The organism is Streptomyces herbicida (genome assembly GCF_032656585.1).
In the GTDB taxonomy this organism is placed as follows: domain Bacteria; phylum Actinomycetota; class Actinomycetes; order Streptomycetales; family Streptomycetaceae; genus Streptomyces; species Streptomyces herbicida.
In genome coordinates this window covers 324,064-348,453 of sequence record NZ_JAUYWJ010000005.1, presented here as the reverse complement: position 1 = coordinate 348,453, position 24,390 = coordinate 324,064, and the positions used below count along the sequence as shown (strand labels likewise).

Below are 24,390 nucleotides of genomic sequence, written 5' to 3'. Positions count from 1 at the left end.
CCGGTGGCACACCGCGCGCAAGGGTGCATGGGGTGATCGTCAACGTCCATACCCGTGCGGTGAGACGGAGGTGAACAAAAGTCAAAGCCCCGGCCGGGGCGGGCGGGCTGGCGTCAGACGCCGCCGAACAGGGCGCTCAGCCCGCGCTCGACCACGGCCCCGACGTCCTCCTGCCCGGCCGGCACCAGGGCATGGGTGCGCAGCAGGAAGCGGCGCAGCACAGAGGTGTCGAACTGGAGCAGGGCGATGCCGTACGGCGAGTGGAACTCGAGGACCGTACGCGTCCGGCCGCACGGCCAGATGTGCACGTCCCCGCGTCCGGCCGGGGCGTTCAGCCCCTCGTCGAGGAGGGAGCGCGCGAAGGTCCAGGTGACGCAGGCGCCGTCGAGGGTGGACTCGGGCGGGAAGTCGAAGAACACGGCCAGCGGATCCTCGGAGGTGTACCGCAGCAGGGCGGGCACGGGGACCTCGCGGTCCTCGGGAGTGACAAGACGGGCACGGGCGGGCTGCTCCAACGTGGTGTCCATGCCTTTACGAGTCCGCAGCGGCCGTTCGCATGGCGCGAAATTCAGACATAGTTGGTGCGGACCTCGCCATGCCCGGTCGAGGAGGCGGACGGCATAGAACACAGGCACGTCGAACGGACGCCCGAACCTACATACGGACCCGGCACGGTCGGTCAACGCACGTATGCCGTCTACGACTTGACCCCACCGCCGTGTACGCCATTCGCACCGGTCAAGCATGCATTGAAGACTCTGGCATATGCCAGAAGCACCACCGGATCGTGTGTTGCCAAATCCCTTACAGGGCGTCGCGGGCTGTGCAACAGTCGTAACCGGTCCCTCCGTCCTCCTTGGCCGTACCGTCCCCGCATCGGAGTGCGTCATGCCGTCCCATCTCTCCGCGGACCGACCAGCCGCCCAGCCACCCGGGCGCGGCTCGGTCGAGGCGCTGATAATGCAGACGCGGCGGCTCAAGGGCGACATGGACGCCGTACGGCGGGACACGCAGAACGACGGTTCTGACCCCGAGGAACGGTGGCAGCGCGCGCTGTACGACCTCGCGCTGCACCAACTCGACGATCTCGACCAGCATTTGGCGCAGCTGCGGGACGGACCGCTGCCGATGGCGCCGGGCACGGCCGAGCCGTTACCGGCGGCCGCTCTGCCCCCGGCGTCCGGCGATGCGGCCCACGGTTCCCTGCTGAGCCGCGTCGGCAGCGCCGAGTGGAACCTGCTGACGGACGAGGCCAGTTGGTCCGGAGAGCTCTACCAGATCCTCGGCCTCGACCCGGCCGCACCCGCGCTCACCCTCGACGAACTGCCGTCCCTGGTGCTCGACGACGACCGGGCGAAGCTGACCGCGATGGTGACGGACTGTCTGGTAGACGCCAAGCCGATCGACGGGGAGTTCCGCGTGGTACGGCCCGACGGACTCCTGCGGACCGTGCACATGATGGGCGAGCCCGTGCTCGACGCCGACGGCAGCACCGCCTCGATGTGGGCCGTACTGCGGGACGTCAGTGAACTGCGCCGCAGCCAGCGGACGGTGCGCGAGACCCGTGACTCGTTGCAGCGCCACCGGCACCAGGCACAGACCGAGCACCGGCTTGCGGTCGAGCTGCAGGAAGCCGTGCTGCCGCCGTGGCGCGGCTCCCTGCGGCTCCCGCGACGGGGGCCGCAGACCCTCGACCTCGCCGCCCGCTACCTGCCGTCCGCGACGAGCACGCTGATCGGGGGCGACTGGTACGACGCGATCGAACTGTCCGACGGCGACACACTGCTCAGCGTCGGCGACCTGACGGGGCACGGTGTGACCGTCACCTCGGGCATGGCGATGCTGCTCGGCGCCCTGCGCGGCATGGCGATGGCGGGCACCCAGCCCGGTCAGCTGATGGCCTGGCTCAACCAGTTACTGGACGCCACCGTGCAACCGGCCCTGGGCAGCGCCGTCTGCTGCCGCTACCGGCCCGCGACCCGCACCCTGGTCTGGGCGCAAGCAGGACACCCCGCCCCGCTGCTGTTCCGCGACGGGACGGGGTGCATGCTGACCGCACCGGACGGCGTCCTGCTCGGAGCCACCTCCGGAGCCGCCTACGGGCAGGCCGAAGTGACCCTCCGACCGGGCGACCTGCTCCTGCTGCACACCGACGGACTGGTGTCCGGGCAGGGCGGGACGGCGGCCGTGAACCAACTCCTCGACCTGGCCGGGCGCTTCGGCACGGCACGTACCGCACAGGACTGTGTACGGGTGATCGTGGAGGAACTCGGCGAGACCGAGCGCGAGGACGACGCCTGCGTGCTCATCGCCAAGGTAACTTCATAGGACGACGCCGACGCCCGGAAGACGTCGTGGTCATCGCAGCGTGAACAAGCCCCCTGTGTCTGTCTGCTGTTCGGGTCCTACGCCTGAGCGCTGTTCCTGCCCTTCGGCTTCGGCAGGGCGAGCATGATCTCCTCCCGCAGTTCATGGATCCTCGGATAGCTGGCGTACTCGGCGGTCAGCCGGTACATCTGGCGCAGCCGGTCCCAGGTGCGGTGGGAGGAGTTCGATCCCATCGACATCAGGGCCAGCCGGGCGTACCGGTCCGCCTGTTCGGGGTCGTTCGCGATGAAGCAGGCGGAGGCCATGGACAGGAAGTCGAAGATCTTCGACCGCTGCCGGCCGTCGATCCGCAGGGCCAGGGCCTTCTCCGCATAGTGCTGGGCGTGCGCGGCCGCGCTCGGATCGTGCTCGGCCAGCGTGCGGTAGGCCAGGGCCTGCATGCCGTACAGATCCTCCTCCTTGAACATCTGCATCCAGCTCGGCGGCGGCACGTCGCCCTTGTCGGAGACGAAGAGGTCCTCCGCCTGTCCGAGGGTTCGGCGCATCGCCTGGCCCCTGCCCATCGACGCCTGTGCCCAGGCCTCGATGGTGTGGAGCATCGCCCTGGTGCGCGGCAGCACCTCGTCGCCCGAGCCGGACTTGGCGAGCTTCATCAGGTCGAGTGCGTCGTCCGGCCGGCCCAGATGCACCATCTGGCGAGCCGCTCTGGAGAGCGCCTCCCCGGCGCGGGGCCGGTCACCGCCCTCACGGGCCGCATGGGCGGCGATGACGAAGTACTTCTGGGCCGTGGGTTCCAGGCCGACGTCGTGCGACATCCAGCCCGCGAGGACGGCGAGGTTGGCCGCGACGCCCCACAGGCGCCGCTGGAGATGGTCGGGGTGGCGGTAGGCGAGCATGCCGCCCACCTCGTTGAGCTGACCCACCACAGCCTTGCGCTGCAGCCCGCCGCCGCGGGCCGCGTCCCAGGCTCGGAACACCTCGACCGAGCGCTCCAGCTCCTCGATCTCCTGCGATCCGATGGGGGCGGCCTCATAGCGGTCGAACCCAGCGGGGTCGGCGTGCAGGGGGTCGTCGAGGGCAGGGGCGTCGGCCTTGAGTGTCGGGTCGTTGTGCAGCCAGTCGTACATGGCGCTGCTGAGTGCGGATCCCGCGGCGAGCGCGGCACCCGCGCCCACCAAGCCGCGTCGGTTGAGCATGAGGTCCATTCCCGTGAATTCGGTGAGGACCGCGGCGGTACGTTCGGGCGCCCACGGCACGCCGTCGGGATGTTCCACATTCCCGCCGCCCGGCCGTTTCCCCGTACGCCCGTGCCGCACCAGACCGAGGTCCTCGATGGTCACGACACGGCCGAGACGCTCGGTGAACAGGGCCGCCAGCACCCGCGGCACCGGATCGCGCGGGATCTCTCCCATGTCGATCCACCGCCGCACCCGGGAGGTGTCGGTCGCCAGCTGGGGGTGGCCCATGGCCGCCGCCTGCTTGTTGACCAGCCTCGCGAGTTCGCCCTTGGACCAGCCGGCCAGGCCGAACAGATCCGCGAGGCGGGTGTTGGGTTGTCCGCTCACATCAAGCCCCCAGGTTCTCGGCTGAGTTGACAGTAGCCCGGTGAGAGTTGCCGGGCGACTATTCGCCACGGTTCGCCAGGGTGCGCCAGATGGTGTGCCACTGGGCATCGGGTGTCAGGTAGGAACGCGCCACCCCGACCCGGTCGCCACTCGTCACAGCGGGTGCATTCCCCAGGATGCGCCCGGGCGGCCGGGCCGGGTGGGCGCAAGGACTCACAAGGCAGGCATGCAGGCACACGAAGGGATGGGTATCGCCCATGTACGCAGCATCGTCCTCCGTGTCCGCCCCGCCCCGGTCGCTGCGCACCCGTCCGGCGGGCAGCGGCCCCTACCTCGACCCCGCGCGTCCGGGGGCGCCCGTGCCGGTCGCGGGCCGGCCCCGGCGTGCCGCGGGGATCGGTACGCAACCGCTCAGCGGGAGACTCGACTTGTCCGGCCCCCAGGGCGCCCAGCTGCGCACCGCGATCGCCTCGGTGCACCGCATCTGTCCGGAGTTCGCTCCGGTGCAGGTGCTGCGCCGCAGCGGGCGGTCCGTGCTCCTCGTCGGGACCACGGGGCGCAGCACGGCCGTCGCCAAGTGTCTGCTCGACCACTCCCCCGCGTGGGCCGAGCGGTACCGGCACGAAATAGCCGCATACCGCTCGTTCGTCCGGCACCGGCCGCCGGTCCGGGCGCCGAGGCTGATCGCGGCGGACCCGGACAACTGCACTCTGGTGGTCGAACGCATGCCGGGCCGGGTGGCGGCGTTCCAGCGGCACCCGGCCGAGGCTCCGCCGCGCGCGGACATCCGGGCGGCGCTCGGCGCGATCTGCCGGCTGAACGCCTGGCGGCCCCCGGCGGGCACCTTCGACGCCCCGCTGGACTACGCGGCCCGTATCTCCCGGTATCACGAGCTGGGGCTGCTCACCGACCGGGACATGGGCGACCTGCAGAAGCTGCTGCACGGCATCGCGCATGCATCGGGCCGCCAGGGGATGGGCCAGTTCTGCCACGGCGACGCACTGCTCTCGAACATCCTGCTCTCACCGGCCGGTCCAGTGCTGGTGGACTGGGAGCACGCGGGTTGGTACCTGCCGGGCTACGACCTGGCCACGCTGTGGTCGGTCCTCGGGGACGCGCCGGTCGCGCGGCGGCAGATCAGCCAGATCGCCCAGTCGGCGGGCCCCGCCGCGCGTGACGCCTTCCTGGTGAACCTGATGCTGGTGCTCACCCGGGAAATCCGTACCTACGAGACGGCCGTGCAGCGCTCGATGCACGACCCGGCCCCGGTGGCACCGGGCGCGGCCCATCCGGCCGCGGTGCCGTCCGGCGAGGAACAGCGGCTGCTGCTGAGGCGGCTGCACGACGACTGCCAGCTGGCCCGCAGGGCGGTGCGCGCGGCGGTCGGCACTCGCTGACGGGGATGTCGGTCCGCGGTGCGCCGAGTTCGGCGCACCGCGGATCTTCGTGTGTACGGGCCGGTCGGTGGGCGACCATTGGTGTACGCCACTGACGCCCCGCAGGCCCGCGCGCCGCCGCCACGAAACTCGCCGAACACCTTCCTGACATGGGAAGTCTCCCTCCTCCGGGCATCATTGACGGATCGTCGGCAAGCCGGTACCACTGACCCAGCTCGGCTCCGCACGCCCCGCCACGCCCGCCCGGCACAGGAGGCCGCATTGCGAGGATCCGCCACCGACCCCACCTCGACGCCCGGCAGCAGACGCACCCTCAGGGCGGTCGGCGCAGTGGCCTCCGCAGCCCTGCTGCTCCCCCTGCTCGGCGCGGCCCCCGCCCCGAGCTCCACCGAGTCCTCCACCGGCGTGCTGCAGCGTGCCTTCGCCGGCGCGGCCGCGGAGTACCACGTGCCGCAGAGCGTTCTGCTGGCCGTCTCCTACCTCCAGTCCCGCTGGGACACGCATGCCGGGGCGCCGAGTGTCACCGGCGGCTACGGCCCGATGCATCTCACCGACGCGCGCACCGCGCTGGCCACGGCCGAGCACTTCGCCGACGGCACCGAGGACGCCCGCGGCGACGACGCCCGCGCGGCGCTGCACCCGCACACCGAGGCGCCGAACAGCTCCGCGCTCCCGGCCCGCCTCAGGACCCTGCCGAGAGCGGCCGGGCTGACCGGTATCCCTGCCGAGGAGCTGCGCACCGACCCCACGGCCAATGTGGCCGGCGGTGCCGCCCTGCTCGCCGCCGCCCAGAAGGCCCTGGGTGAGCCGCTCAGTTCGGACCCGGCCGACTGGTACGGCGCGGTGGCCCGGTTCTCCGGCGCGGACGACACTGCGACCGCGGCGGCGTACGCGAACGACGTGTACGACGTGCTGCGCACCGGCGAGGCGCGCACCACGGACGAGGGGCAGCAGGTCAGGCTGGCCCCGCAGCCGCAGCTGCGGGCGCACACCGCACAGCTGCGGCGCGCGGGTCTGCGCACGGTGTCCGCCGACGGGACCCAGTGCCCGGCGTCGGTGTCCTGCGAGTGGATCCCGGCGCCGTACGCGGAGTTCGGGGACAACGACTACGGCAACCACGACCTCGGTGACCGGCCGGCCTCGCAGAGCATCAAGTACATCGTCGTCCATGACACCGAGGGCACCTGGGACGGGGTCCTGAACCTGGTACAGGACCCCACCTATGTGTCCTGGAACTACACCATCCGCTCCACGGACGGTCTGATCGCCCAGCATGTCAAGGCCAAGGACGTGGCCTGGCACGCGGGCAACTGGTACATCAACGCGAAGTCGGTCGGCATCGAGCACGAGGGCTTCCTGGCGGCGCCGGACGCCTGGTACACGGAGGCGATGTACCGGTCGTCGGCCCGGCTGGTGAAGTACCTCGCCAAGAAGTACGGCATCCCCGTGGACCGGCAGCACATCCTCGGCCACGACAACGTGCCGGGGCCGACCACGTCGACGATCCCTGGCATGCACACCGACCCGGGCCCGTACTGGGACTGGCGGCACTACTTCGACCTGCTGGGCCACCCCTTCAAGCGCACCGCGGGCAAGAAGGGCGGCCTGGTGACGATCCGGCCGGACTACGCCTCGAACCAGCCGCAGTACACGGGCTGCACCGCCAAGGGCGAGCCCTGCGCGGCGCACGGCTCCAGCGAGGTGCGGCTGTACTCCGACCACGACGAGAACTCGGCCCTGATCAAGGACATCGGCCTGGGCACGACCCCGACCACGGGGGTGAACGATCTGTCCTCGCGGGTCTCCACCGGCCAGCAGTACGCGGTCGCCGACCGCTGGGGCGACTGGACGGCCATCTGGTACCTGGGCCAGGAGGCGTGGTTCAGGAACCCGCAGAAGAAGCCGACGGCGGTGAACGCCTCCGGCGTGGTGATCACGCCGAAGGACGGTCTGCCGAGCATCCCCGTGTACGGCCGCGCGTACCCGGAGAAGGAGGCCTATCCGACGGGAGTGCCCGCCCAGACGGTGGCGCCACTGCCGTACACCGTGCCGGCGAACCAGAAGTATGTGGTCGGTGACGAGGTGCCGGGCGAGTACTACTACGCGGTCACCTTCACCACCGACTCGCACAAGGTCGTGGTCGGCAAGGACCTGTACTACGAAATCCAGTACGGACACCGGGTGGCGTTCGTCCGCGCGGCGGACGTCCGCGTCGAGTCCTCCTCGGCCCGCTAGCCGCCCGCGTCAGCCCTGCTGGAAAAGCTCCGCCGGGAGCGGCTTCAGCAGGGCGTACAGGTCGTCGGTGATGGGGCGGTCCCAGGCGGCGATGGTGACCAGGACGCCGTCGCTGCGGTCGAACTGGACGCAGGAGATCCGGCTCTCGGAGAGCTTCAGGCGCCGCACGATCAGGAGGTTGTCGCCCTGCAGCACCGGCATGTCCTCCGTGTCGGTGACGGTCACCTCCTCGTCGTTCTCCAGTGCCAGCAGCAGCTGGGCCACCTCGAAGGGGACCTCGCCCTCGGCCACCTCGCGCGCAGGGGAACCCTCGGGCAGATTGCCGATGATCATGGCGGGGCCGCGACCGCCGAACAGGTCGTAGCGCAGGAAGACGCCCTGGCAGCTGCCGTCGGGGGCGGGCAGCAGACCCGCGCCCAGATTGCCGGGCCAGTCGCCCGGATCCATGGCCAGTACGTCGAAGTCGGGCCCGGCGGGAGTGGTGCTGCGGCGGCGGAGGAACGACATGCGGCCATGGTACGTGCATGGACGCGATCGGTGACGTGCGGGAGCCGTCTCAACGGGTGCCGGATCCCCTGCCCTCGCCCAGGGCCGCGGCCAGTCCCGAGGGGTCGGTGCCCAGCTTCCGGTAGACCGCCGACAGGAGGCATACGACGGTCTGCTCGTCCGTGTGGAGTTCCCCTGCGATCTCCGGCTCGGTGCGGCCGGCGACGGTGAGGGTGGCAGCCGTCCGTTCGCGTGTCGTGAGGGTGTCGGTCTCGGTGCTGTGCAGTCGGCGGGGGCGCAGGCCGGCGGCGGCCAGTTCGTCGCGGGCCGTCTCGGCGAGGCCGTCGGCGCCGCACTGGACCGCCGTGTCGAGGCCCCGGTAGAGATGGTCGGCGGCTTCCCTGGCGCGGCCGTTACGGCGCAGTTCGGTGCCCAGGGCGACCAGTGCGCAGGCGAGCTCGTAGGCCGCCGGGGAGCGGTCCAGATGGGTGACGGCCTCCTCCAGGTACTTGACCCGGGCAGAGCCCGAGGACACCTCGGCGGCCGTCCGCAGGGCCTGTCCGATGGCGGACGGCGCGCCGAACTGGCGGGCGCGGCCGACCGCCTCGAGGGCGGTGTCCAGGGCCCGTTCGGGGTCGTCGTGGCTCTGAGCGCGGGCGAGGTGCAGCTGCCAGGGACACCAGGCCGGATTGCGGATGCCCCGCGGGTCGAGGCGGCGTCCGGCGGCCGTGAGCGCGGCGGCCGCTTCCTCGGGCAGGCCGCGGGCCAGGAGCAGTTCGCCGTGCACGGTCTGGGCGTCGGGGAAGACGACGGCCGCCGGGAAGGGTTCCCCGAAGCAGAAGGCGTCGGCGGTCCGGGCGGCCTCCGCGACCCGGCCCCGGGCGAGCAGGATCTCGATCAGGATGCCCATGGCGTACCAGTGGGCGGGGGTGCCGGGCCCGACGCGTTCGGCGAGTCTGAGGCCCGCGCGGACGAAGTCCTCGGCCTCGGCGAGCCGCCCGCGGCGGTAGCGGACGTAGGCCAGCAGGGTGTAGGCGAAGGAAAGGTGGGCGCCGCGCCAGCCCCGGTGCTCGTAGTCGGCTATCCCGGCGGCGAAGAGCTCTTCCGTGCGGCCCGGCCGGTCGGCGTACATGAAGGCCAGGGCCACCAGGACCGGTACCTCGAATCCGCGGTCGGGCTCGGCCCAGCCGAGGCCGCCGCAGAGGGCGCGTTCGGCGTGGCGGAGGGCGACGTGGGCAGGTTCGCCGCGCAGGATCGCGTCCCAGGTGCGCAGTCCGATGACATATCGCTCGGTGAGGTCGCGGCCCTTGAGCCGGTCGGCGAGCCGGGCGAGGCGACGGGAGCGGGCGGGATGGTCCGGCTCGTCGGCGCGGAAGGCGTCCCACATGAACTGCTCGGCCGCCATGCGCAGCCTGACCCGGGCGTCTCCGGTCAGCCGGATCTCGCGTGCGAGGGTGTCGGAGGCCTCGGCGAGGTGGTCGCTGTGGGCGAGGACCTGGGAGAGGCGGTAGACGATGTGGTGCCGCAGCTCGGGGTCGGCGATGGGTTCCTCGAGGGCGGCGCGCAGATGGTTGACGGTGGTCGCCGGTTCGGTGAGCAGGGAGGCGGAGCCCAGCTCGTACAGGACGGCGGCCCGGTCGGCCGGGAGCGGGGGTTCGCGCAGCGCACGGGCGAGGTAGCCGCGGGCGGCATCGGGGGCGCCGGCCCTGAGGGTCTCACCGGCGGCGGCGCGCAGTTGCTGCACGACCCAGGTGTCGCCGTCGGGGTGGGTCTCCATGAGGTGGCGGGCGGCGGCGGAGGGCCCCTGCCCGTCGTTGATCACGCACCAGGCGGCCTGTCCGTGCAGGGCGACCCGGACGCCGGTCGGGATGGCCCGGTAGACGGCGGTGGCGATCAGCGGGTGGACGAACTCCAGGGTGCCCTCGGCGGTCACGTCACCGGTCAGGATGCGGGCGCCGCGCAGCGCGTCCGCGGCGTCGGCGGCCTCTTCGGGGCCGAGTCCGGCGACGGCGGCGGCGAGCGCCGGATGGATCTCGGTGCCCAGGACGGCGCAGGCCCAGGCGAAGCGCACGGTGGAGGTGCCGAGGCGTTCGAGCCGGGTGATCAGACCGCTGCCCTTGACGGCGGCGGCGAGGTCGCGCAGCAGGGGTGCCCCGGCCTCGGTCGGGGTGAGACCGCGGTCGTGCACCTTGGCGGTCAGCTCGACGGTCTCGAACGGGTTGCCCGCGGTGACGGCCCAGCACTCGCGGCAGAACGCGTCGTCGGCGTGCGCGCCGAGGGTCTCCCGCACGAGCCGGGCCACGGCGGCGACGCTGAGCGGCTCCAGGCCGAGCGGGCGTCCGCCCGCGCGTCCGGGCAGTCCGCGGAACGACTCGGCGTGGTCGGGCAGTTCGTCGGGCCGGTAGGCGACGACGACCAGCAGCGGGAGTTCCTCGGCCCGGGGTGCGAACGCGGCCAGCCAGCGCAGGGATTCGGCGTCGGCCCAGTGGGCGTCGTCGAGGACCAGGACCATCGGGGCGCGGCGTACGGCGAGATGGGTGAGCACCCAGTCGAGGCCGTCGCCCAGGCCCTGCTGGTCGGGCGGGGCGCCCTCGGTGGGGGCGCACAGGCCGAGGGCGGGGCCGACGATGTCGTACCAACTGCCCAGCGAGGAACGGAGTTCGGCCTCCGGCACGCCCGCGAGCTGCGGCTGCAGGAGCTGGCGGGCCACGTGGAAGGCGACGCGCTGTTCCTGGTCGCCGCCGCGGGCGGACAGCACCGTGCAGCCCTGTGCGGTGGCGCGGCGGCGGACCTCGGCGAGGAGGGTGGTCTTGCCGATTCCGGCGCGGCCCGCGAAGGCCAGCAGCGCGCCGCGCCGTGGCCCGGGCTGTTCGGCGCCGTCCGCACGCAGGCCGGTGAGCTCGCCCAACGCCTCGTCGATCGCGGCGAGTTCGCTCTCCCGTTCGAGGAGCGTCCGCCTGCTCCGAACGATCCGCTGTTCCATCACTACCCCCCGCCACAGTCGCGTCCGCGCGGGGAGCGGGCACGCAGCGTGGCTGTCAGGCACCCCAGCGTACGCCTCACGAAGACCGCGTGAGCCTGGTCGGCGGGTACTGCCCGAAAAGGTCGGCGCGGGTCTCCGGTTCCCCCGCGGAGCGGGTACGCCTCACTCCTCGGGGGGCGCGGGCGGTACCACCGCGATCGGGCTCGCCGCGTGCAGCAGGACCGCCTGGGTGACGGAGCCCATCATGCGGGCCGGTGCGAGGAGGCGTCGGCGGTGGCGCCCCACGACGATCAGCACGGCGTCCCCGGAGGCGGCCACGAGGTGGCCGGCCGCGTCGCCGGGCAGCGGGGCGATGTCGCAACGGACGTCCGGGTACGCCTTGCGGTGCGGGGCGAGGAAGCCCTCCGCCAGGGTCCGTGTCTCGTGCTCGACGGCACTCTGGTCGAAGGTGGGCGGGATCGGCTCGCCGGGTGCCGCCAGGCTCGTCACCGGCCACGGGTAGGCGGCGATCACCCGGAGGCGGGCGCCGAGCAGGGCGGCCTCGGTGAAGGCGAAGGCCAGGGCGACCTCGTCGGGGCTGTCCACGTGCAGGCCGACGACCACCCGGGGCCCGGGCCCGTCCGGCAGCTCGCCGTGCTCCCCCGCTGCCCGAAAGGCGTGGGAGGTACCCCCATCGCGGCCGGGCCGGGGCACCACGACGACGGGGCACTCGGCGTCCCGGGCGGCGCAAGGCTGTTGGAGCCGAGCAGCAGGCCGGCGAAGCCGCCGCGCCCCCGGGAGCCCAGCACCAACAGCTGTGCGGTGGAGCTGAGTTCGGGCAGGACGACGACGGGCGCCCCCACGGGGGCGGTGTACTCCACCTCGAGGCCCTCGGTGCGGCCCGCCAGATGACGCGCACCCGGTCGAGGACGGGATCGTCGTCCGGTCCCGGCGGCCCCGCGACCAGGACGTCGGGCTGGGCCCAGGCCGCGTACTGCCACGCGTGCGCCACCCGCAGCGGGGCGGTGCGCCTGCGGGCGGCCTCGAGGGCCCAGTCCAGGGCACGCAGGCTGTCCTTGGAACCGTCGACCGCGGCGACGACCGGCGCAGTGCTCATCGTTGCTCACCTCCGGAAGGCGACCTCCCCATGTCCGGGGCCGGCCTCGCCGAGGCGGTGGCCCCGGAGGGGTACTACAGGTCGCGTGTCCGGAAAACGGGACGGAACACCCACCGGTTCGGCTCGCCGACGCGCTCGCGGCGCCCCGGGCTCAGGTCAGGTCGAACTCCCCTTCCCTCGCGCCGGACACGAACGCGCCCCACTCCGCGGGCGTGAAGATCAGGGAAGGGCTCTCGGGACGGCCGCTGTTGCGCATCGCGATGAATCCCTCGACAAAGGCGATCTGGACATCCCCCATGCCTCGGCTGCTGGACTGCCACTCGGCCCCGCTCAGGTCCAGCTCCGGCTTGTCCCAGCCCGTGAGCGGCTGCTGCTGGATGGTGCTCTCGGCCACGTCCGTGCTCCTCCCGATTCGTCGTCCGCGGTCAGCCTAGCGATCGTCCCCGACCGCCGACAGGCCACGTGAGGAGGACCTTTCAGGTGTCGGGAGCATCGGATCCCACGAGCCACATGGAGAAGAACTGGGAGCCGCCGCCGTAGGCGTGCCCGAGCACCTTGCGAGCCCCGCCCACCTGGTGCTCTCCCGCCTGTCCACGGACCTGGAGCGCCGCCTCGGCGAAGCGGATCATGCCCGAGGCACCGATCGGGTTGGTGGACAGCACGCCTCCGGACATGTTGACGGGCAGGTCCCCGTCGAGCTCCGTCACCCCGGACTCGGTGAGCTTCCAGCCCTCGCCCTCCTCGGCGAAGCCCAGGTTCTCCAGCCACATGGGCTCGTACCAGGAGAACGGCACATACATCTCGACGGCGTCGATGTCCCGGCGCGGGTCGGCGATCCCGGCCTGCCGGTAGACGTCGGCGGCACAGTCCTTGCCGGCCTGCGGCGAGACGAAGTCCTTCCCGGCGAACAGCGTGGGCTCGCTGCGCATCGCGCCGCCCAGCATCCAGGCGGGCGGCCGGGGCGCACGGGCGGCCCCGGCGCGGTCGGTCAGGACCATGGCGCAGGCGCCGTCCGAGGACGGGCAGGTCTCCGAGTAGCGAATGGGGTCCCACAACATGGGGGACGCCTGGACCTTCTCCAGCGTGATGTCGTGCTCGTGGAGGTGGGCGTAGGGGTTCTTCAGGGCGTTGCGCCGGTCCTTGTAGGCGACCAGGGAGCCGATCGTGTCGGGCGCGCCGCTGCGCCGCATGTACGCGCGCACGTGCGGCGCGAAGAACCCGCCGGCGCCCGCGAGCAGCGGCTGCTGGAAGGGGATCGGCAGGGACAGACCCCACATGGCGTTGGATTCGGATTGTTTTTCGAAGGCGAGAGTGAGGACCGTGCCGTGGACGCGCGCCGCCACGAGGCCCGCGGCGACGAGCGCGGTGGACCCGCCGACCGAGCCGGCCGTGTGCACCCGCAGCATGGGCTTGCCGACCGCGCCGAGCGCGTCGGCCAGGTACAGCTCCGGCATCATGACGCCCTCGAAGAAGTCGGGCGCCTTGCCGATGACGACGGCGTCGATGTCGGACCAGGTCAACTCGGCGTCGTCCAGGGCCCGCCGGGCGGCCTCGCGGACGAGTCCGGCGATCGACACGTCCCGGCGGGCCGCCACGTGCTTGGTCTGGCCGATCCCTGTGACGGCCACGGGCTCCTTGCTCATCGTGGATCCCCTTCGAGTACGGCGACCAGGTTCTGCTGCAGACAGGGGCCGGACGTGGCATGGGCGAGCGCCCGGTCGGACTCGCCGCGGTGGATCCGGGCGGCTGCCTCGCCGATCCGCACAAGACCGGCGGCCATGACCGGGTTCGCGGCCAGGGCGCCGCCGGACGGGTTGACGCGCACGCTCTCGTCGAGCCGCAGCGCCTTGCGCAGGACGACCTCCTGGGAGGCGAAGGGCGCGTGCAACTCGGCGGTGTCGACGGGTCGTTCGAAGGCACCCGCGCGCTGTGCGGCAAGACGCGCGGAAGGTGAGTCGGTCAGGTCGCGCACGCCCAGTCCGTGCGCCTCGATGCGGTGGTCGAGGCCCCGGATCCAGGCGGGCCGCGCACACAGGTCCCGGGCCCGCTCGCCGGCCGCGAGGATCACCGCGGCGGCACCGTCGCCGATGGGCGGACAGTCGCCGATGTGCAGGGGCCGTACCAGGTAGTCGCCCCGGGACACCGGACCACGCAGCTGTGCATGGGGGTTGTCCGCGGCGGCCGCCCGGCTGCGTGCCCCGACGGCGGCGAGCGCGGGCTCGTCGGTGTCCCCCGCGTCGATGAGCGCCTGCGCCTGGAGCGCGGCCAGGGCCACGGAGTCCGGCCACAGCGGGGCGACGTAGTACGGGTCCAGCTGACGGGTGAGCACGTCACGGACCGAGCCGGGCGAGGACTTGCCGTACGCGTACACGAGTGCGGTGTCCGCGTCCCCGGTGAGCAGCTTGGTCCACGCCTCGTACAGCGCCCACGCGCCGTCCATCTCCACGTGCGACTCGGAGATGGGCGGCCAGGCGCCCACGCCGTCGAGGGCGAGGGTGAAGGAGAAGGCCCGGCCGGCCAGGTAGTCGCTGGAGCCGGAGCAGGTGAAGCCGATGTCGGCGGCCTTCAGGCCGGTTCGGCCGAGGACCTCGTGCAGCACCGGCATGAGCATCTCCACCTCGGAGAGCTCCTCGCTGGTGCGCCGGTGGTCGGTCTGCGCGAAGGCCACGACGGCGATGTCCCGCGTCACGGCGGCTCCTTGCGTCACAGCAGCTCCTTGTAGGCGTCGTAGTCCGCGTCGGGCTCGCCGGTGGGCCGGTAGTGGTCGGGATAGCGGGCCCCGTCCGTCCACACCGGCTCGACGCGCAGACCCATCCGCACCTGGTCGTACGGGATGCCGCCGATACGGCCGTGCAGCGCGAGGCCGGCGCCGTCCAGGGCGATGTGCGCATAGACGTAGGGCACCTCGATGTCGAGATTCGCCGTGTGCGCAGCCTTGATGTTGACGATGCAGAAGGTGGTGACCGTGCCGCGGGGACCCACTTCCACCTGTTCGGCTGTGGCGACACCACATGTGGGGCACGCACCCCTCGGCGGGACGTACACCTTGCGGCAGGACGGACAGCGCTCGCCGACGGTCCGCCGTCCGGAGAGGGCGTCGATGTAGGCGGACTGCGCACGGCCGGGCGAGTAGGTGTAGTCGAGGCGGGCGTGGGCGACGATCCCGGTGACCGGGTCCTTGAACTCGCCGCTGTGCCCGTCGGCTCGGGCCGTCTCACCCGCCCCGCCCTCGTACGGCTCGAAGCAGGCGATGTCCGTGATGGCGCCGGAGCGTTCCTCGGCCCAGCGCACGCGCACCCGCATGCCGGTGTGCACGGCGTCGGGGCCGGGCGCGTCCAGGGCGTGCAGGAGGGCGGTGTCGGCGCCGTCGAGCCGGACCAGGACCCAGGCGAAGGGGGTGCCGAGGGGCTGGCCGCGGCGCGGTTCGTGGTTCCAGGCCCAGGTGGTGACAGTGCCGGTCGGGGCGACCTCGACGAGATCGCGTATCTCCTCGGCGGTGACGGGGTCGTACTCGACGGGCGGGACGAGCGTGCGGCCGTCGCCGGTCTTCACTCCGAGGACCACGCGCTCGCGCAGGCCGGTGAGGAAGGCGCTCTGGACCGGGCCGAGGGATCGGGTGAAGGGGAACTCCACGACCAGGGGGGCTTTGAGGACTTCGGGCATCGAAGGGTCTCTCCTTCGCAGGTCAGGCGCGCTTGTAGACGGGGGGTCGCTTCTCCGCGAAGGCGCGGGCGCCTTCCTTGGCGTCCGCGGTGTCGAAGATCGGCCAGCCGCGTGCCAGTTCGGCGGTGAGCCCGTCGGACTCGGTCATCTCCGCGGTCTCGTACACCGAGGCCTTGACGGCCTCGACGGCCAGCGGGCCGCAGGCGTTGACCTGCTCGGCGATCTCCAGGGCCTTGCCGAGGGCGGTGCCGTCGGGGACGACATGGCCGATCAGCCCGATGTCCGCGGCCTCGCGGGCGCTGTAGGGCCGTCCGGTGAGCAGCATCTCGAGCGCGTGGGTGCGCGGGATCTGCCGTTGCAGCCGGACGGTCGAGCCGCCGATCGGAAAGAGCCCGCGCCTGACCTCGAACAGGCCGAAGGTCGCGGACTCGCCCGCGACCCGGATGTCGGTGCCCTGCAGGATCTCCGTCCCGCCCGCGACGCAGTAGCCCTCGATGGCGGCGATCACGGGTTTGCGCGGGCGATGGTGGCGCAGCATCGCCTTCCAGTGCAGGTCGGGATCGGCCTTGAGCCGGTCGCGGTAGTGCTCGCCCGCCATGCCCCGGCCGGCCAGCGCCTTGAGGTCCATCCCGGCGCAGAAGGCACTCCCGGCCCCGGTGAGCACTATGGAGCGGACCGTGTCGTCCTCGTCGGCCTCCTGCCAGCCGTCGTACAGACCCACGAGCATGGGCAACGAGAGCGCATTCCTGGCGTCGGGCCTGTTGAGCGTGAGCACCAGTGTGGCGCCCTCGCGCTGCACGGTGAGGTGTTCCGTCCCACCCATTGACCGTCTCCCCTCTGAAAGAACGAGAACAGGTTGCAGTAGGCGCGTGGGCACTTCAAGGGTTTTCTGACAGACAGTCAGATTTCTTCGCGCGGACCCTTCCCAGTTGCCGCGCCCTTTGCTCTGATGACCGGCGAACGTCGGATGCCAGGCACGCCCGCGCGCTGAACCAGGGTCAGGAGGAGCGGTGGAGTACAACCTTGCCGACCTGTTCGAGTCGGTCGTCGACGTGGTCCCGGACCGCGAGGCGCTCGTGTACATCGACCACCCCGGCACGGGAGCGGAGCGCCGGCTCACATACGCGGAGCTGGACACCGCAGCCAACCGCATCGGCCACCATCTGATCGACAGCGGGCTACGCCCCGGCGAGCACCTCGGCCTCCACCTCTACAACGGGATCGAGTACCTGCAGACGGTGCTCGCCTGCCTCAAGGCGCGGATCGTCCCGGTCAACGTCAACTACCGCTATGTGGAAGAGGAGCTGGTGTACCTCTACCGCGACGCGGACCTGGCGGCCCTGGTCTTCGACGCCGAGTTCACCGACCGGGTGGCGGCGGCGCTGCCGCGGGCGGAGAAGCTACGGCACGTGGTGCGGGTGGGGAGCCCGGCGCCGGGGGCGCGCGAGGTGCCGGCCGTGGCGTTCACGGAGGCCGAGGCGGCGGGATCGCCCGAGCGCGGATTCCCCGCGCGCTCTGCGGACGACCAGTTCATCATCTACACCGGCGGCACGACCGGGATGCCCAAGGGCGTGATGTGGCGCCAGGAGGATCTCTTCTTCGCGGGACTGGGCGGCGGGGCGCCGACCGGTGAGCCGGTGAAGAAGCCGGAGGAACTGGCCGAGCGGGTGGCGGCCGGCGGTTCGGGGATCACCTTCTTCCCCACTCCCCCGCTGATGCACGGCACCTCCACCCTCACCGCGTTCATCGGCTTCAACTTCGGGCAACGGATCGTGCTCCACCGCAAGTTCGTGCCGGAGGAGGTGCTGCGGACCGTCGAGAAGGAGAAGGTCACCAGCGTGTCGCTGGTCGGCGACGCGATGCTGCGGCCGCTGATCGACGCCTTGAGCGGGCCCATGAAGGGCACCGACTGCTCCTCCATGTTCAGCGTGTCCTCGTCGGGCGCGATCATGTCGGAGACGGTGCGCAGGCAGTTCGGGGAACTGGTCCCGAACGCCATGCTGCTGAACAACTTCGGCTCCTCCGAGTCCGGCTTCAACGGCACGGCCACGGACGACTCCGGTCCCGAACGCGGCTTCCGCATCCGCGTCAACTCCCGTACGCAGGTGGTCGACCCGGCCACACACGAGACGGTGACCGTCGGCGAGGTCGGAAGGGTCGCCCAGTGCGGTCACGTACCGCTCGGCTACTACAACGACGCCCGCAAGACCGCGGAGACCTTCTTCGAGAAGGACGGCCGGCGCTGGGTGCTGCTGGGCGACATGGCGACCGTCGACGAAGAGGGCGTCGTCACCGTGCTGGGCCGTGGCTCCCAGTGCATCAACACCGGGGGCGAGAAGGTGTACCCGGAGGAGGTCGAGCAGGCGCTCAAGTCTCATCCGGACGTGTACGACGCGCTGGTGGCCGGGGTGCCGGACACCAAGTGGGGCAATCATGTGGCGGCGGTGGTGCAACTGCGCAAGGGCGCGGACCGGCTGTCCCTGACCGACCTCCAGAATCACTGCCGCGCGCATCTGGCCGGCTACAAGATCCCGCGCCAGCTCGTGATCACCGAGTCCATCCAGCGGTCGCCGAGCGGCAAGGCGGACTACCGGTGGGCGCGGGAGGTGGCGGTGGCTGCGGACCGGTAGGTCGGCCGGCGGCCTGAGCAGCGTACTCTGTGCGGGCGGTCGACCCGGTGTTGAACAAACGGTGACGGTCGGCCGTACGGGTGATGACGGTCCCGGCCTCCGAGCCTGGTCCACCCATGAGCACCGGGCCACGCACGGAAGGACCTTCGGGTGTCGCACCTCACGCCTCCTCGCCGGCTACCGGACGCCGAGACGGACTCGGACGCGAACCCGAGCACGGGCACGGAAACGGACGCGTGCACGGGCACGAACACCGGGGACGGCGGCAATCCTGAGGCCGAGCCCACCCCGCAGGACTCAGAGGCCCCCCAGGACTCAGCAGTACCGCAGAACGACGCCGTCTCCCCCGGCTGGTTCGGCTGGCGCCGCAAGTACCCGCGGGTCGCGCGCGGCGTGTACGTCGGGACCACGGTGCTCGCCGCCGCCCTCGTGCTCGGCGCCCTGCTCCTGCCGAACCAGCTCGACCGGCTCACGCTCTCCGCGTTCCTGCGCATCCCCGCGGAAGGGATCCTCCTCGCGGGCCTGCTGCTCGCGCTGCCGGCGCGGCCGAGGCGGGTCACGGCGGTGGTCGCGGGCGTGCTGCTGGGCCTGCTCACCATCCTGAAGTGCATCGACATGGGCTTCTACGAGGTGCTGGTGCGCCCCTTCGACCTGGTCCTCGACTGGATCCTGCTCGACGCCGCCGCGGAGTGGACGAGGGAGTCCTTCGGCCGCACCGGCGAGATGTTCGCCATCGCCGCGGTGCTCGTCCTTGTCGTCGCGGTCCTCGTCCTCACGACGCTCGCGATGGTGCGCCTGTCGAATCTGATGGTCCGGCACCGCCCGGTGGCCGCCCGCACCACGCTGATCCTCGGCACCGCATGGATCACCTGCGTCACCGTCGGCGTGCAGTTCGGCGACACCCCGGTCGCCGCCAAGATCGACGCGGAGCTGATCGACAACCGCGTCCAGCAGGTGCAGGCGGGCCTCCAGGACGCCCGTGTCTTCCAGCGGCAGGCCGCCGTCGACGCCTTCGCGAACACACCGCCCGACCAGCTGCTCACCGGACTGCGCGGCAAGGACGTGCTGTTCACCTTCATCGAGAGCTACGGCCGTACGGCGATCGACGACCCGGCGATGGCCCCGCGCATCGACGAGGTCCTCAAGGAGGGCACCGCCGGCCTCAAGGCGGCGGGGTTCGAGTCGCGCAGCGGCTGGCTCAGATCACCGGTGACGGGAGCCGGCAGCTGGCTCGCCCACTCCACGTTCCTGTCAGGCCTGTGGATCAAGAACCAGCAGCGCTACCGGAACCTGACGTCCAGCGACCGCATGACCCTCACCCGCTACTTCCGGAAGACCGGCGCCTGGAACACGGTCGGCATCGTGCCGGGGGTGCGCCGGGCCTGGCCCGAGGGGAAGTTCTTCGGACTCGACCACATCTACGACTCCGAGCACCTCGGCTACCACGGCCCGTACTTCAGCTGGACCCCCGTGCCCGATCAGTTCAGCCTGGAGGCCTTCCGGCGGCTGGAGTTCGGCAAGAAGGACCGGGGCCCGCTGATGGCGGAGATCATCCTCGCCTCCAGCCACAACCCCTGGGCACCCGTCGCCCACATGATCGACTGGAATGACCTCGGCGACGGCTCGGTCTTCGAACAGGTCAAGAAGGAGGGCAAGGACCCCAAGGAGGTCTGGAAGAACGCGGAGAGCGTGCGCACCGAGTACCGGGGCGCCATCGAGTACTCGCTGCGCAGCCTGACCGAGTTCGTGGAGCGGTACGGCGACAAGAACACGGTCCTGGTCTTTCTCGGCGACCACCAGCCAGTCCCGACCGTCACCGCCGGGAGCACCAGCCGCGAGGTGCCGGTCACGATCGTCGCCCATGACCCGAAGGTCCTGGACCGGATCTCCGGCTGGGGCTGGACCGAGGGGCTCAAGCCGGCGAAGGGCGCGCCCATCTGGGCGATGAACAAGTTCCGCGACCGCTTCATGACCGCGTACGGCCCGAACGCCGGCTGAACCCCCTCACCGGTCCAGGAAGGCGACGACCCGGCGTACGAACCAGTCCGGGTCGTCCAGCCACGGGTGGTGGCCGGCGCCGGGCTGGACGGTGAGCTCCGAGTTCGGAAAGGCTTCGGCGGCGCGGCGGGCGAGGTCGGGGCGGGGGCCGCCGTCGAGTTCGCCCGCGTGCACCAGGACCGGAGCCGTCAGGGCGGTGAGTGCGGCGCGGGTCGCGTCCGGGTCGAAGGCGCCGTCGGCGAAGTAGCGGGCCTCCGCCTCCTCGTTGGTCTGCGCCTCGGTCGCCTCGTCGAGTGCGCGGGCCGCGTCGTCCCAGCGGCCGAAGTAGAAGGGGGCGAGCGCCGGGTCGAAGCCGGCCTGCCCGGTCAGCCAGGCCTCCAGCGCCGGGAACCCCTTCTCGAACCACGGCTCGTGCGCGCGCAGCCGGGCCGCGGCCAGCCGGTCGTCGACGGTGGCCCTCATACCCAGGGCCGACGGATTGGGGGTGATCAGCACGAGCCGCCGCACCCGCGCCGGATACCGTGCCGCGTACAGGATCGCCAGGCTCCCGGCCGCCGAGTGCGCGAGCAGATCCATATGCTCCAGCCCCATGTGGGCACGCAATGCCTCCACGTCGTCGACCATGTGGTCGCAGCGGTACGTCGCCGGATCCGCCGGGACCCCGGAGTCACCGGTGCCCCGCAGGTCGAGCAGGACCAGCCGGCGGTGGGCGGTGAGGCCCCCCAGGTCTCCGAGGTAGACCGAGGCCCGCATCGGTCCCCCGGGCAGGACGACGAGGGGTTCGCCCTCGCCGCGCAGGTGATAGGCGAGCTCGGTCCCGTCGGGTGCGGTGAAGGTCGGCATGCCGCCGATCATCGGGGTCGACCGGGCCCGGTCGCAACGGAGTTCCCTCGGAGCGAGACGGGCCGGTGCGCCACCACCTCGCGGGCGATCCGTCCGGGAACCGGTCGGCCGTCGTCGCCCACGCCCGACCGGGCGCAAAATCCTCGTGGAGCTCTTGCCTGCGCCACGGCGGCCTGGATTACTGATCCCGAGTGGACGACCGAATGATCGGTCGCCAGGATCGATGTGCTCGGCGAGGGAGAGGTGCCCCATGGCTGATGGTGCGACGGAGCTGCTCGACGCGGGGGAACGGCTCGGCCCGGAGGCACTGGCGGCGCTACAGCTGGAGCGGCTGCGCGCCTCGCTGCGGCACGCCTACGACCACGTGCCCTTCTACCGGGAGTCCTTCGACAAGGCCGGAGTCCGGCCGGAGGACTGCCGGTCCCTGGCCGACCTGGCACGCTTCCCCTTCACCACCAAGGCCGACCTGCGGGAGAACTATCCGTACGGGATGTTCGCCGTGCCCCGCGACCGTATCCGCCGGATCCACGCGTCGAGCGGCACCACGGGACGCCCCACGGTGGTCGGCTATACGGAGAACGACCTTTCCATGTGGGCGGACATGGTGGCGCGCTCGATCCGGGCGGCGGGCGGGCGCCCCGGCGACACGGTCCATGTGGCCTACGGCTATGGGCTGTTCACCGGCGGTCTGGGCGCCCACTACGGCGCCGAGCGACTGGGCTGTACGGTCGTCCCCGCGTCCGGCGGCATGACGGCTCGCCAGGTCCAGCTGATCCAGGACCTCCGGCCCGGAATCATCATGGTCACCCCGTCGTACATGCTCACCCTGCTCGACGAGTTCGAACGGCAGGGCGTCGACCCGCGCGGGACCTCGCTTCGCGTCGGCGTGTTCGGTGCCGAGCCGTGGACGGAGGAGATGCGGCGCGAGATCGAGGAGCGGTTCGCGATCGACGCCGTCGACCTGTACGGGCTCTCCGAGGTGATCGGGCCGGGTGTCGCCCAGGAGTGCGTGGAGACCAAGGACGGGCTGCACATCTGGGAGGACCACTTCTTCCCGGAGGTCGTGGACCCGATCACGGGCGAGGTGCTCCCGGACGGCGAGGACGGCGAGCTGGTCTTCACCTCGCTCACCAAGGAGGCCATGCCGGTGATCCGTTACCGGACCCGTGACCTGACCCGGCTGTTGCCGGGCACGGCGCGGGTGTTCCGGCGCATGCAGAAGGTGACCGGGCGCAGCGACGACATGGTGATCCTGCGCGGGGTCAATCTGTTCCCGACCCAGATCGAGGAGATCGTGCTGCGCACCCCGGGCGTCGCGCCGCACTTCCAGCTGCGCCTCACCCGGGAGGGCCGCCTCGACGCGCTCACGGTACGGGCCGAGGCGCGCCCCGGCGCCACACCCGAGGTGCGGGACGAGGCCGCGCGGGTCATCGCCGCGGCCGTGAAGGACGGGATCGGTGTGTCCGTGAGCGTCGAGATCGTCGAACCGGAGTCGCTGGAGCGCTCGGTGGGCAAGCTCCGCCGGATCGTGGACCTGCGTCCGCGCTAGGTACCGGGCGTCGGCGCCCGCTATTCGCCGAAGCGGTCCCGAAGCTCGCGCTTCAGGATCTTCCCGCTCGCGTTGCGCGGCAACTCGTCCACGAACAATACCCGTTTGGGCGCCTTGAAGGGAGCGAGCCGCTCGCGCGCGTGGGCGATCAGTTCGGCTTCGGTCACCTCGCCGCGCGGGACGACGACCGCCGTGACGGCCTCGATCCACCGCTCGTCGGCAAGGCCGATCACGGCGGCCTCGGCGACCGCCTCGTGGGAGTACAGGGCGTCCTCGACCTGCCGTGAAGCGATCAGCACACCACCGGAGTTGATGACGTCCTTCACCCGGTCGACGATCGTGAAGTAGCCGTGCGCGTCCCGCACCGCGAGGTCGCCGGAGTGGAACCAGCCTCCGCGGAAGGCCGCGGCGGTCTCCTCTGGCTTGTCCCAGTAGCCCTCGCACAACTGCGGTGAGCGGTAGACGATTTCACCGGGAGTGCCGTCGGGCACGTCCTCACCGTCCTCGTCCACCACCCGCGCGTCCACGAACAGCACGGTGCGGCCGCAGGAGTCCAGCCTTCCCTTGTGCTCGTCGGGTGCGAGCACCGTGGCCAGGGGGCCGATCTCGCTCTGGCCGAAGCAGTTGTAGAACGCGAGCTCGGGCAGCCGTTCGCGCAGCCGCTCCAGGACGGGCACCGGCATGATCGACGCCCCGTAGTACGCCTTGCGCAGACCGCTCAGGTCCCGGGTCACGAAGTCGGGCCGGTTCGACAGCGCGATCCACACGGTGGGCGGCGCGAACAGGCTGTCCACGCGCCCGCCCTCGACCAGGTCGAAGAGCGTGTCCCCGTCCGGTGCGTCGAGGATGATGTTGGTCGCGCCGATCGCGAGGTAGGGCAGCAGGAACACATGCATCTGGGCCGAGTGGTACAGCGGCAGCGCGTGCACGGGCCGGTCGCCGGCGCTCAGGTCGAGGGCGGTGATGGCGCTCAGGTACTCGTGCACCAGGGACCGGTGGGTCATCATCGCGCCCTTGGGGAGCGCGGTGGTGCCCGAGGTGTACAGCAGCTGCACGAGGTCCTCGGTGCGCGGTTCGGGACCTTCGTACACCTCTGCCGTCGCGAGCCCCGCGAGGAGCGAGTCGTCGGCGTCCCGCAGCGGCAACACCCGTACGTCTTCGGGCAGCCGGCCGGCGAGGGCCGGGTCGGCCAGCACGAGCGCGCTGCCCGACTGGCCGACGATGTACGCGAGGTCGTCGCCGGTCAGGTTCTGGTTCACCGGCACGTGCACGAGGCCCGCCCGGGCGCACGCGAGGAAGGCGATGAGGTAGGCGTCGGAGTTGTGGCCGTAGGCGCCGACGCGGTCGCCCGGGGCCAGGCCCTGGGCGAGAAGCGCACCCGCCGCGCGGGAGACGGCGTCGTCGAGTTCCTCGTACGTCCACCTGCGCTCGCGGTACTCCACCGCGACGCGCGCGGGGGTGCGCCGGGCGCTGCGCCGCAGCACCCCGTCAACCGTGCTGCCCTGTCCCTGCGTCATGGCACATGATCCTCTGTCCCCCGCTCGAGGAGGTCAAGAACCCGGGGCCCGGACACATACCCGTTGGTACGCTCAACCGCTCCTTCCCTCAATGACGTTG

At 71.6% G+C, this 24,390-nt stretch carries 17 protein-coding genes and 1 pseudogene; 6 read left to right on the top strand and 12 right to left on the bottom strand.

Annotation, left to right across the window (positions count from 1 at the left end):
* Positions 1 to 113: 113 nt before the first annotated feature.
* Positions 114 to 527: an SsgA family sporulation/cell division regulator gene (locus tag Q8A52_RS13850; protein WP_316751620.1), complete on the bottom strand. Its 414-nt coding sequence runs from the start codon at positions 525 to 527 to the stop codon at positions 114 to 116.
* 361 nt (positions 528 to 888) lie between these two features.
* On the opposite strand from Q8A52_RS13850, the gene Q8A52_RS13845 reads away from it, so the two are divergent.
* Positions 889 to 2,328 (top strand): PP2C family protein-serine/threonine phosphatase, encoded by a 1,440-nt coding sequence (locus Q8A52_RS13845; protein ID WP_316751617.1) that lies wholly within the window; start codon positions 889 to 891, stop codon positions 2,326 to 2,328.
* 77 nt (positions 2,329 to 2,405) lie between these two features.
* Here Q8A52_RS13845 and Q8A52_RS13840 read toward each other — a convergent pair whose 3' ends face one another.
* Complete coding sequence (locus tag Q8A52_RS13840; protein WP_316751615.1) at positions 2,406 to 3,893, bottom strand: DNA-binding protein NsdB; 1,488 nt, start codon at positions 3,891 to 3,893, stop codon at positions 2,406 to 2,408.
* Positions 3,894 to 4,150: 257 nt separating this feature from the next.
* Here Q8A52_RS13840 and Q8A52_RS13835 point away from each other — a divergent pair, with 257 nt between their 5' ends.
* Together Q8A52_RS13835 and Q8A52_RS13830 are read left to right on the top strand one after the other, a co-directional pair.
* On the top strand, positions 4,151 to 5,290 hold the full coding sequence (locus Q8A52_RS13835; protein ID WP_316751613.1) for an aminoglycoside phosphotransferase family protein: 1,140 nt from the start codon (positions 4,151 to 4,153) through the stop codon (positions 5,288 to 5,290).
* A 261-nt stretch (positions 5,291 to 5,551) separates the two neighbouring features.
* Positions 5,552 to 7,525, top strand: a complete 1,974-nt coding sequence (locus tag Q8A52_RS13830) for an N-acetylmuramoyl-L-alanine amidase (RefSeq protein ID WP_316751612.1) — start codon at positions 5,552 to 5,554, stop codon at positions 7,523 to 7,525.
* A gap of 9 nt (positions 7,526 to 7,534) precedes the next feature.
* Here the strand turns inward: Q8A52_RS13830 and Q8A52_RS13825 are convergent, their stop codons facing one another.
* The 8 genes and pseudogenes from Q8A52_RS13825 to Q8A52_RS13790 all read right to left on the bottom strand — a co-directional run bounded on the left by Q8A52_RS13825 (position 7,535) and on the right by Q8A52_RS13790 (position 16,576).
* Positions 7,535 to 8,032, bottom strand: a complete 498-nt coding sequence (locus tag Q8A52_RS13825) for a hypothetical protein (protein ID WP_316751610.1) — start codon at positions 8,030 to 8,032, stop codon at positions 7,535 to 7,537.
* 49 nt (positions 8,033 to 8,081) lie between these two features.
* A complete protein-coding gene (locus Q8A52_RS13820) occupies positions 8,082 to 10,994 on the bottom strand; it encodes an ATP-binding protein (protein WP_316751608.1) in 2,913 nt (970 codons plus the stop codon).
* Between the two features lie 162 nt (positions 10,995 to 11,156).
* Positions 11,157 to 12,090: pseudogene (locus Q8A52_RS13815) on the bottom strand (universal stress protein).
* Between the two features lie 151 nt (positions 12,091 to 12,241).
* Entirely contained in the window at positions 12,242 to 12,484 is a 243-nt protein-coding gene (locus Q8A52_RS13810; RefSeq protein ID WP_316751606.1) for a DUF397 domain-containing protein, read from the bottom strand.
* An 82-nt stretch (positions 12,485 to 12,566) separates the two neighbouring features.
* Positions 12,567 to 13,733 (bottom strand): thiolase domain-containing protein, encoded by a 1,167-nt coding sequence (locus Q8A52_RS13805; protein WP_316751604.1) that lies wholly within the window; start codon positions 13,731 to 13,733, stop codon positions 12,567 to 12,569.
* Positions 13,730 to 14,779: a thiolase domain-containing protein gene (locus tag Q8A52_RS13800; protein ID WP_316751602.1), complete on the bottom strand. Its 1,050-nt coding sequence runs from the start codon at positions 14,777 to 14,779 to the stop codon at positions 13,730 to 13,732. The genes Q8A52_RS13805 and Q8A52_RS13800 overlap by 4 nt, the downstream gene beginning before the upstream one ends.
* Positions 14,780 to 14,793: 14 nt before the next feature.
* The gene (locus Q8A52_RS13795) at positions 14,794 to 15,753 is read right to left on the bottom strand and encodes a Zn-ribbon domain-containing OB-fold protein (RefSeq protein ID WP_316751600.1); all 960 of its coding nucleotides are present in this window, start codon (positions 15,751 to 15,753) and stop codon (positions 14,794 to 14,796) included.
* A 22-nt stretch (positions 15,754 to 15,775) separates the two neighbouring features.
* Positions 15,776 to 16,576 carry a crotonase/enoyl-CoA hydratase family protein gene (locus Q8A52_RS13790; protein WP_316751598.1) on the bottom strand — a complete coding sequence of 267 codons (801 nt, stop codon included), beginning with the start codon at positions 16,574 to 16,576 and terminating at the stop codon, positions 15,776 to 15,778.
* A 187-nt stretch (positions 16,577 to 16,763) separates the two neighbouring features.
* On the opposite strand from Q8A52_RS13790, the gene Q8A52_RS13785 reads away from it, so the two are divergent.
* A complete protein-coding gene (locus Q8A52_RS13785; protein WP_316751596.1) occupies positions 16,764 to 18,383 on the top strand; it encodes an acyl-CoA synthetase in 1,620 nt (539 codons plus the stop codon).
* A gap of 150 nt (positions 18,384 to 18,533) precedes the next feature.
* Positions 18,534 to 20,381: an alkaline phosphatase family protein gene (locus Q8A52_RS13780; RefSeq protein ID WP_316751594.1), complete on the top strand. Its 1,848-nt coding sequence runs from the start codon at positions 18,534 to 18,536 to the stop codon at positions 20,379 to 20,381.
* A 6-nt stretch (positions 20,382 to 20,387) separates the two neighbouring features.
* Here the strand turns inward: Q8A52_RS13780 and Q8A52_RS13775 are convergent, their stop codons facing one another.
* On the bottom strand, positions 20,388 to 21,224 hold the full coding sequence (locus tag Q8A52_RS13775; protein WP_316751592.1) for an alpha/beta fold hydrolase: 837 nt from the start codon (positions 21,222 to 21,224) through the stop codon (positions 20,388 to 20,390).
* A 250-nt stretch (positions 21,225 to 21,474) separates the two neighbouring features.
* Here Q8A52_RS13775 and paaK point away from each other — a divergent pair, with 250 nt between their 5' ends.
* Positions 21,475 to 22,773 (top strand): phenylacetate--CoA ligase PaaK, encoded by a 1,299-nt coding sequence (gene paaK, locus Q8A52_RS13770; RefSeq protein WP_316751590.1) that lies wholly within the window; start codon positions 21,475 to 21,477, stop codon positions 22,771 to 22,773.
* Between the two features lie 20 nt (positions 22,774 to 22,793).
* Here the strand turns inward: paaK and Q8A52_RS13765 are convergent, their stop codons facing one another.
* Positions 22,794 to 24,290 (bottom strand): acyl-CoA synthetase, encoded by a 1,497-nt coding sequence (locus tag Q8A52_RS13765; RefSeq protein ID WP_316751588.1) that lies wholly within the window; start codon positions 24,288 to 24,290, stop codon positions 22,794 to 22,796.
* Positions 24,291 to 24,390: the final 100 nt, after the last annotated feature.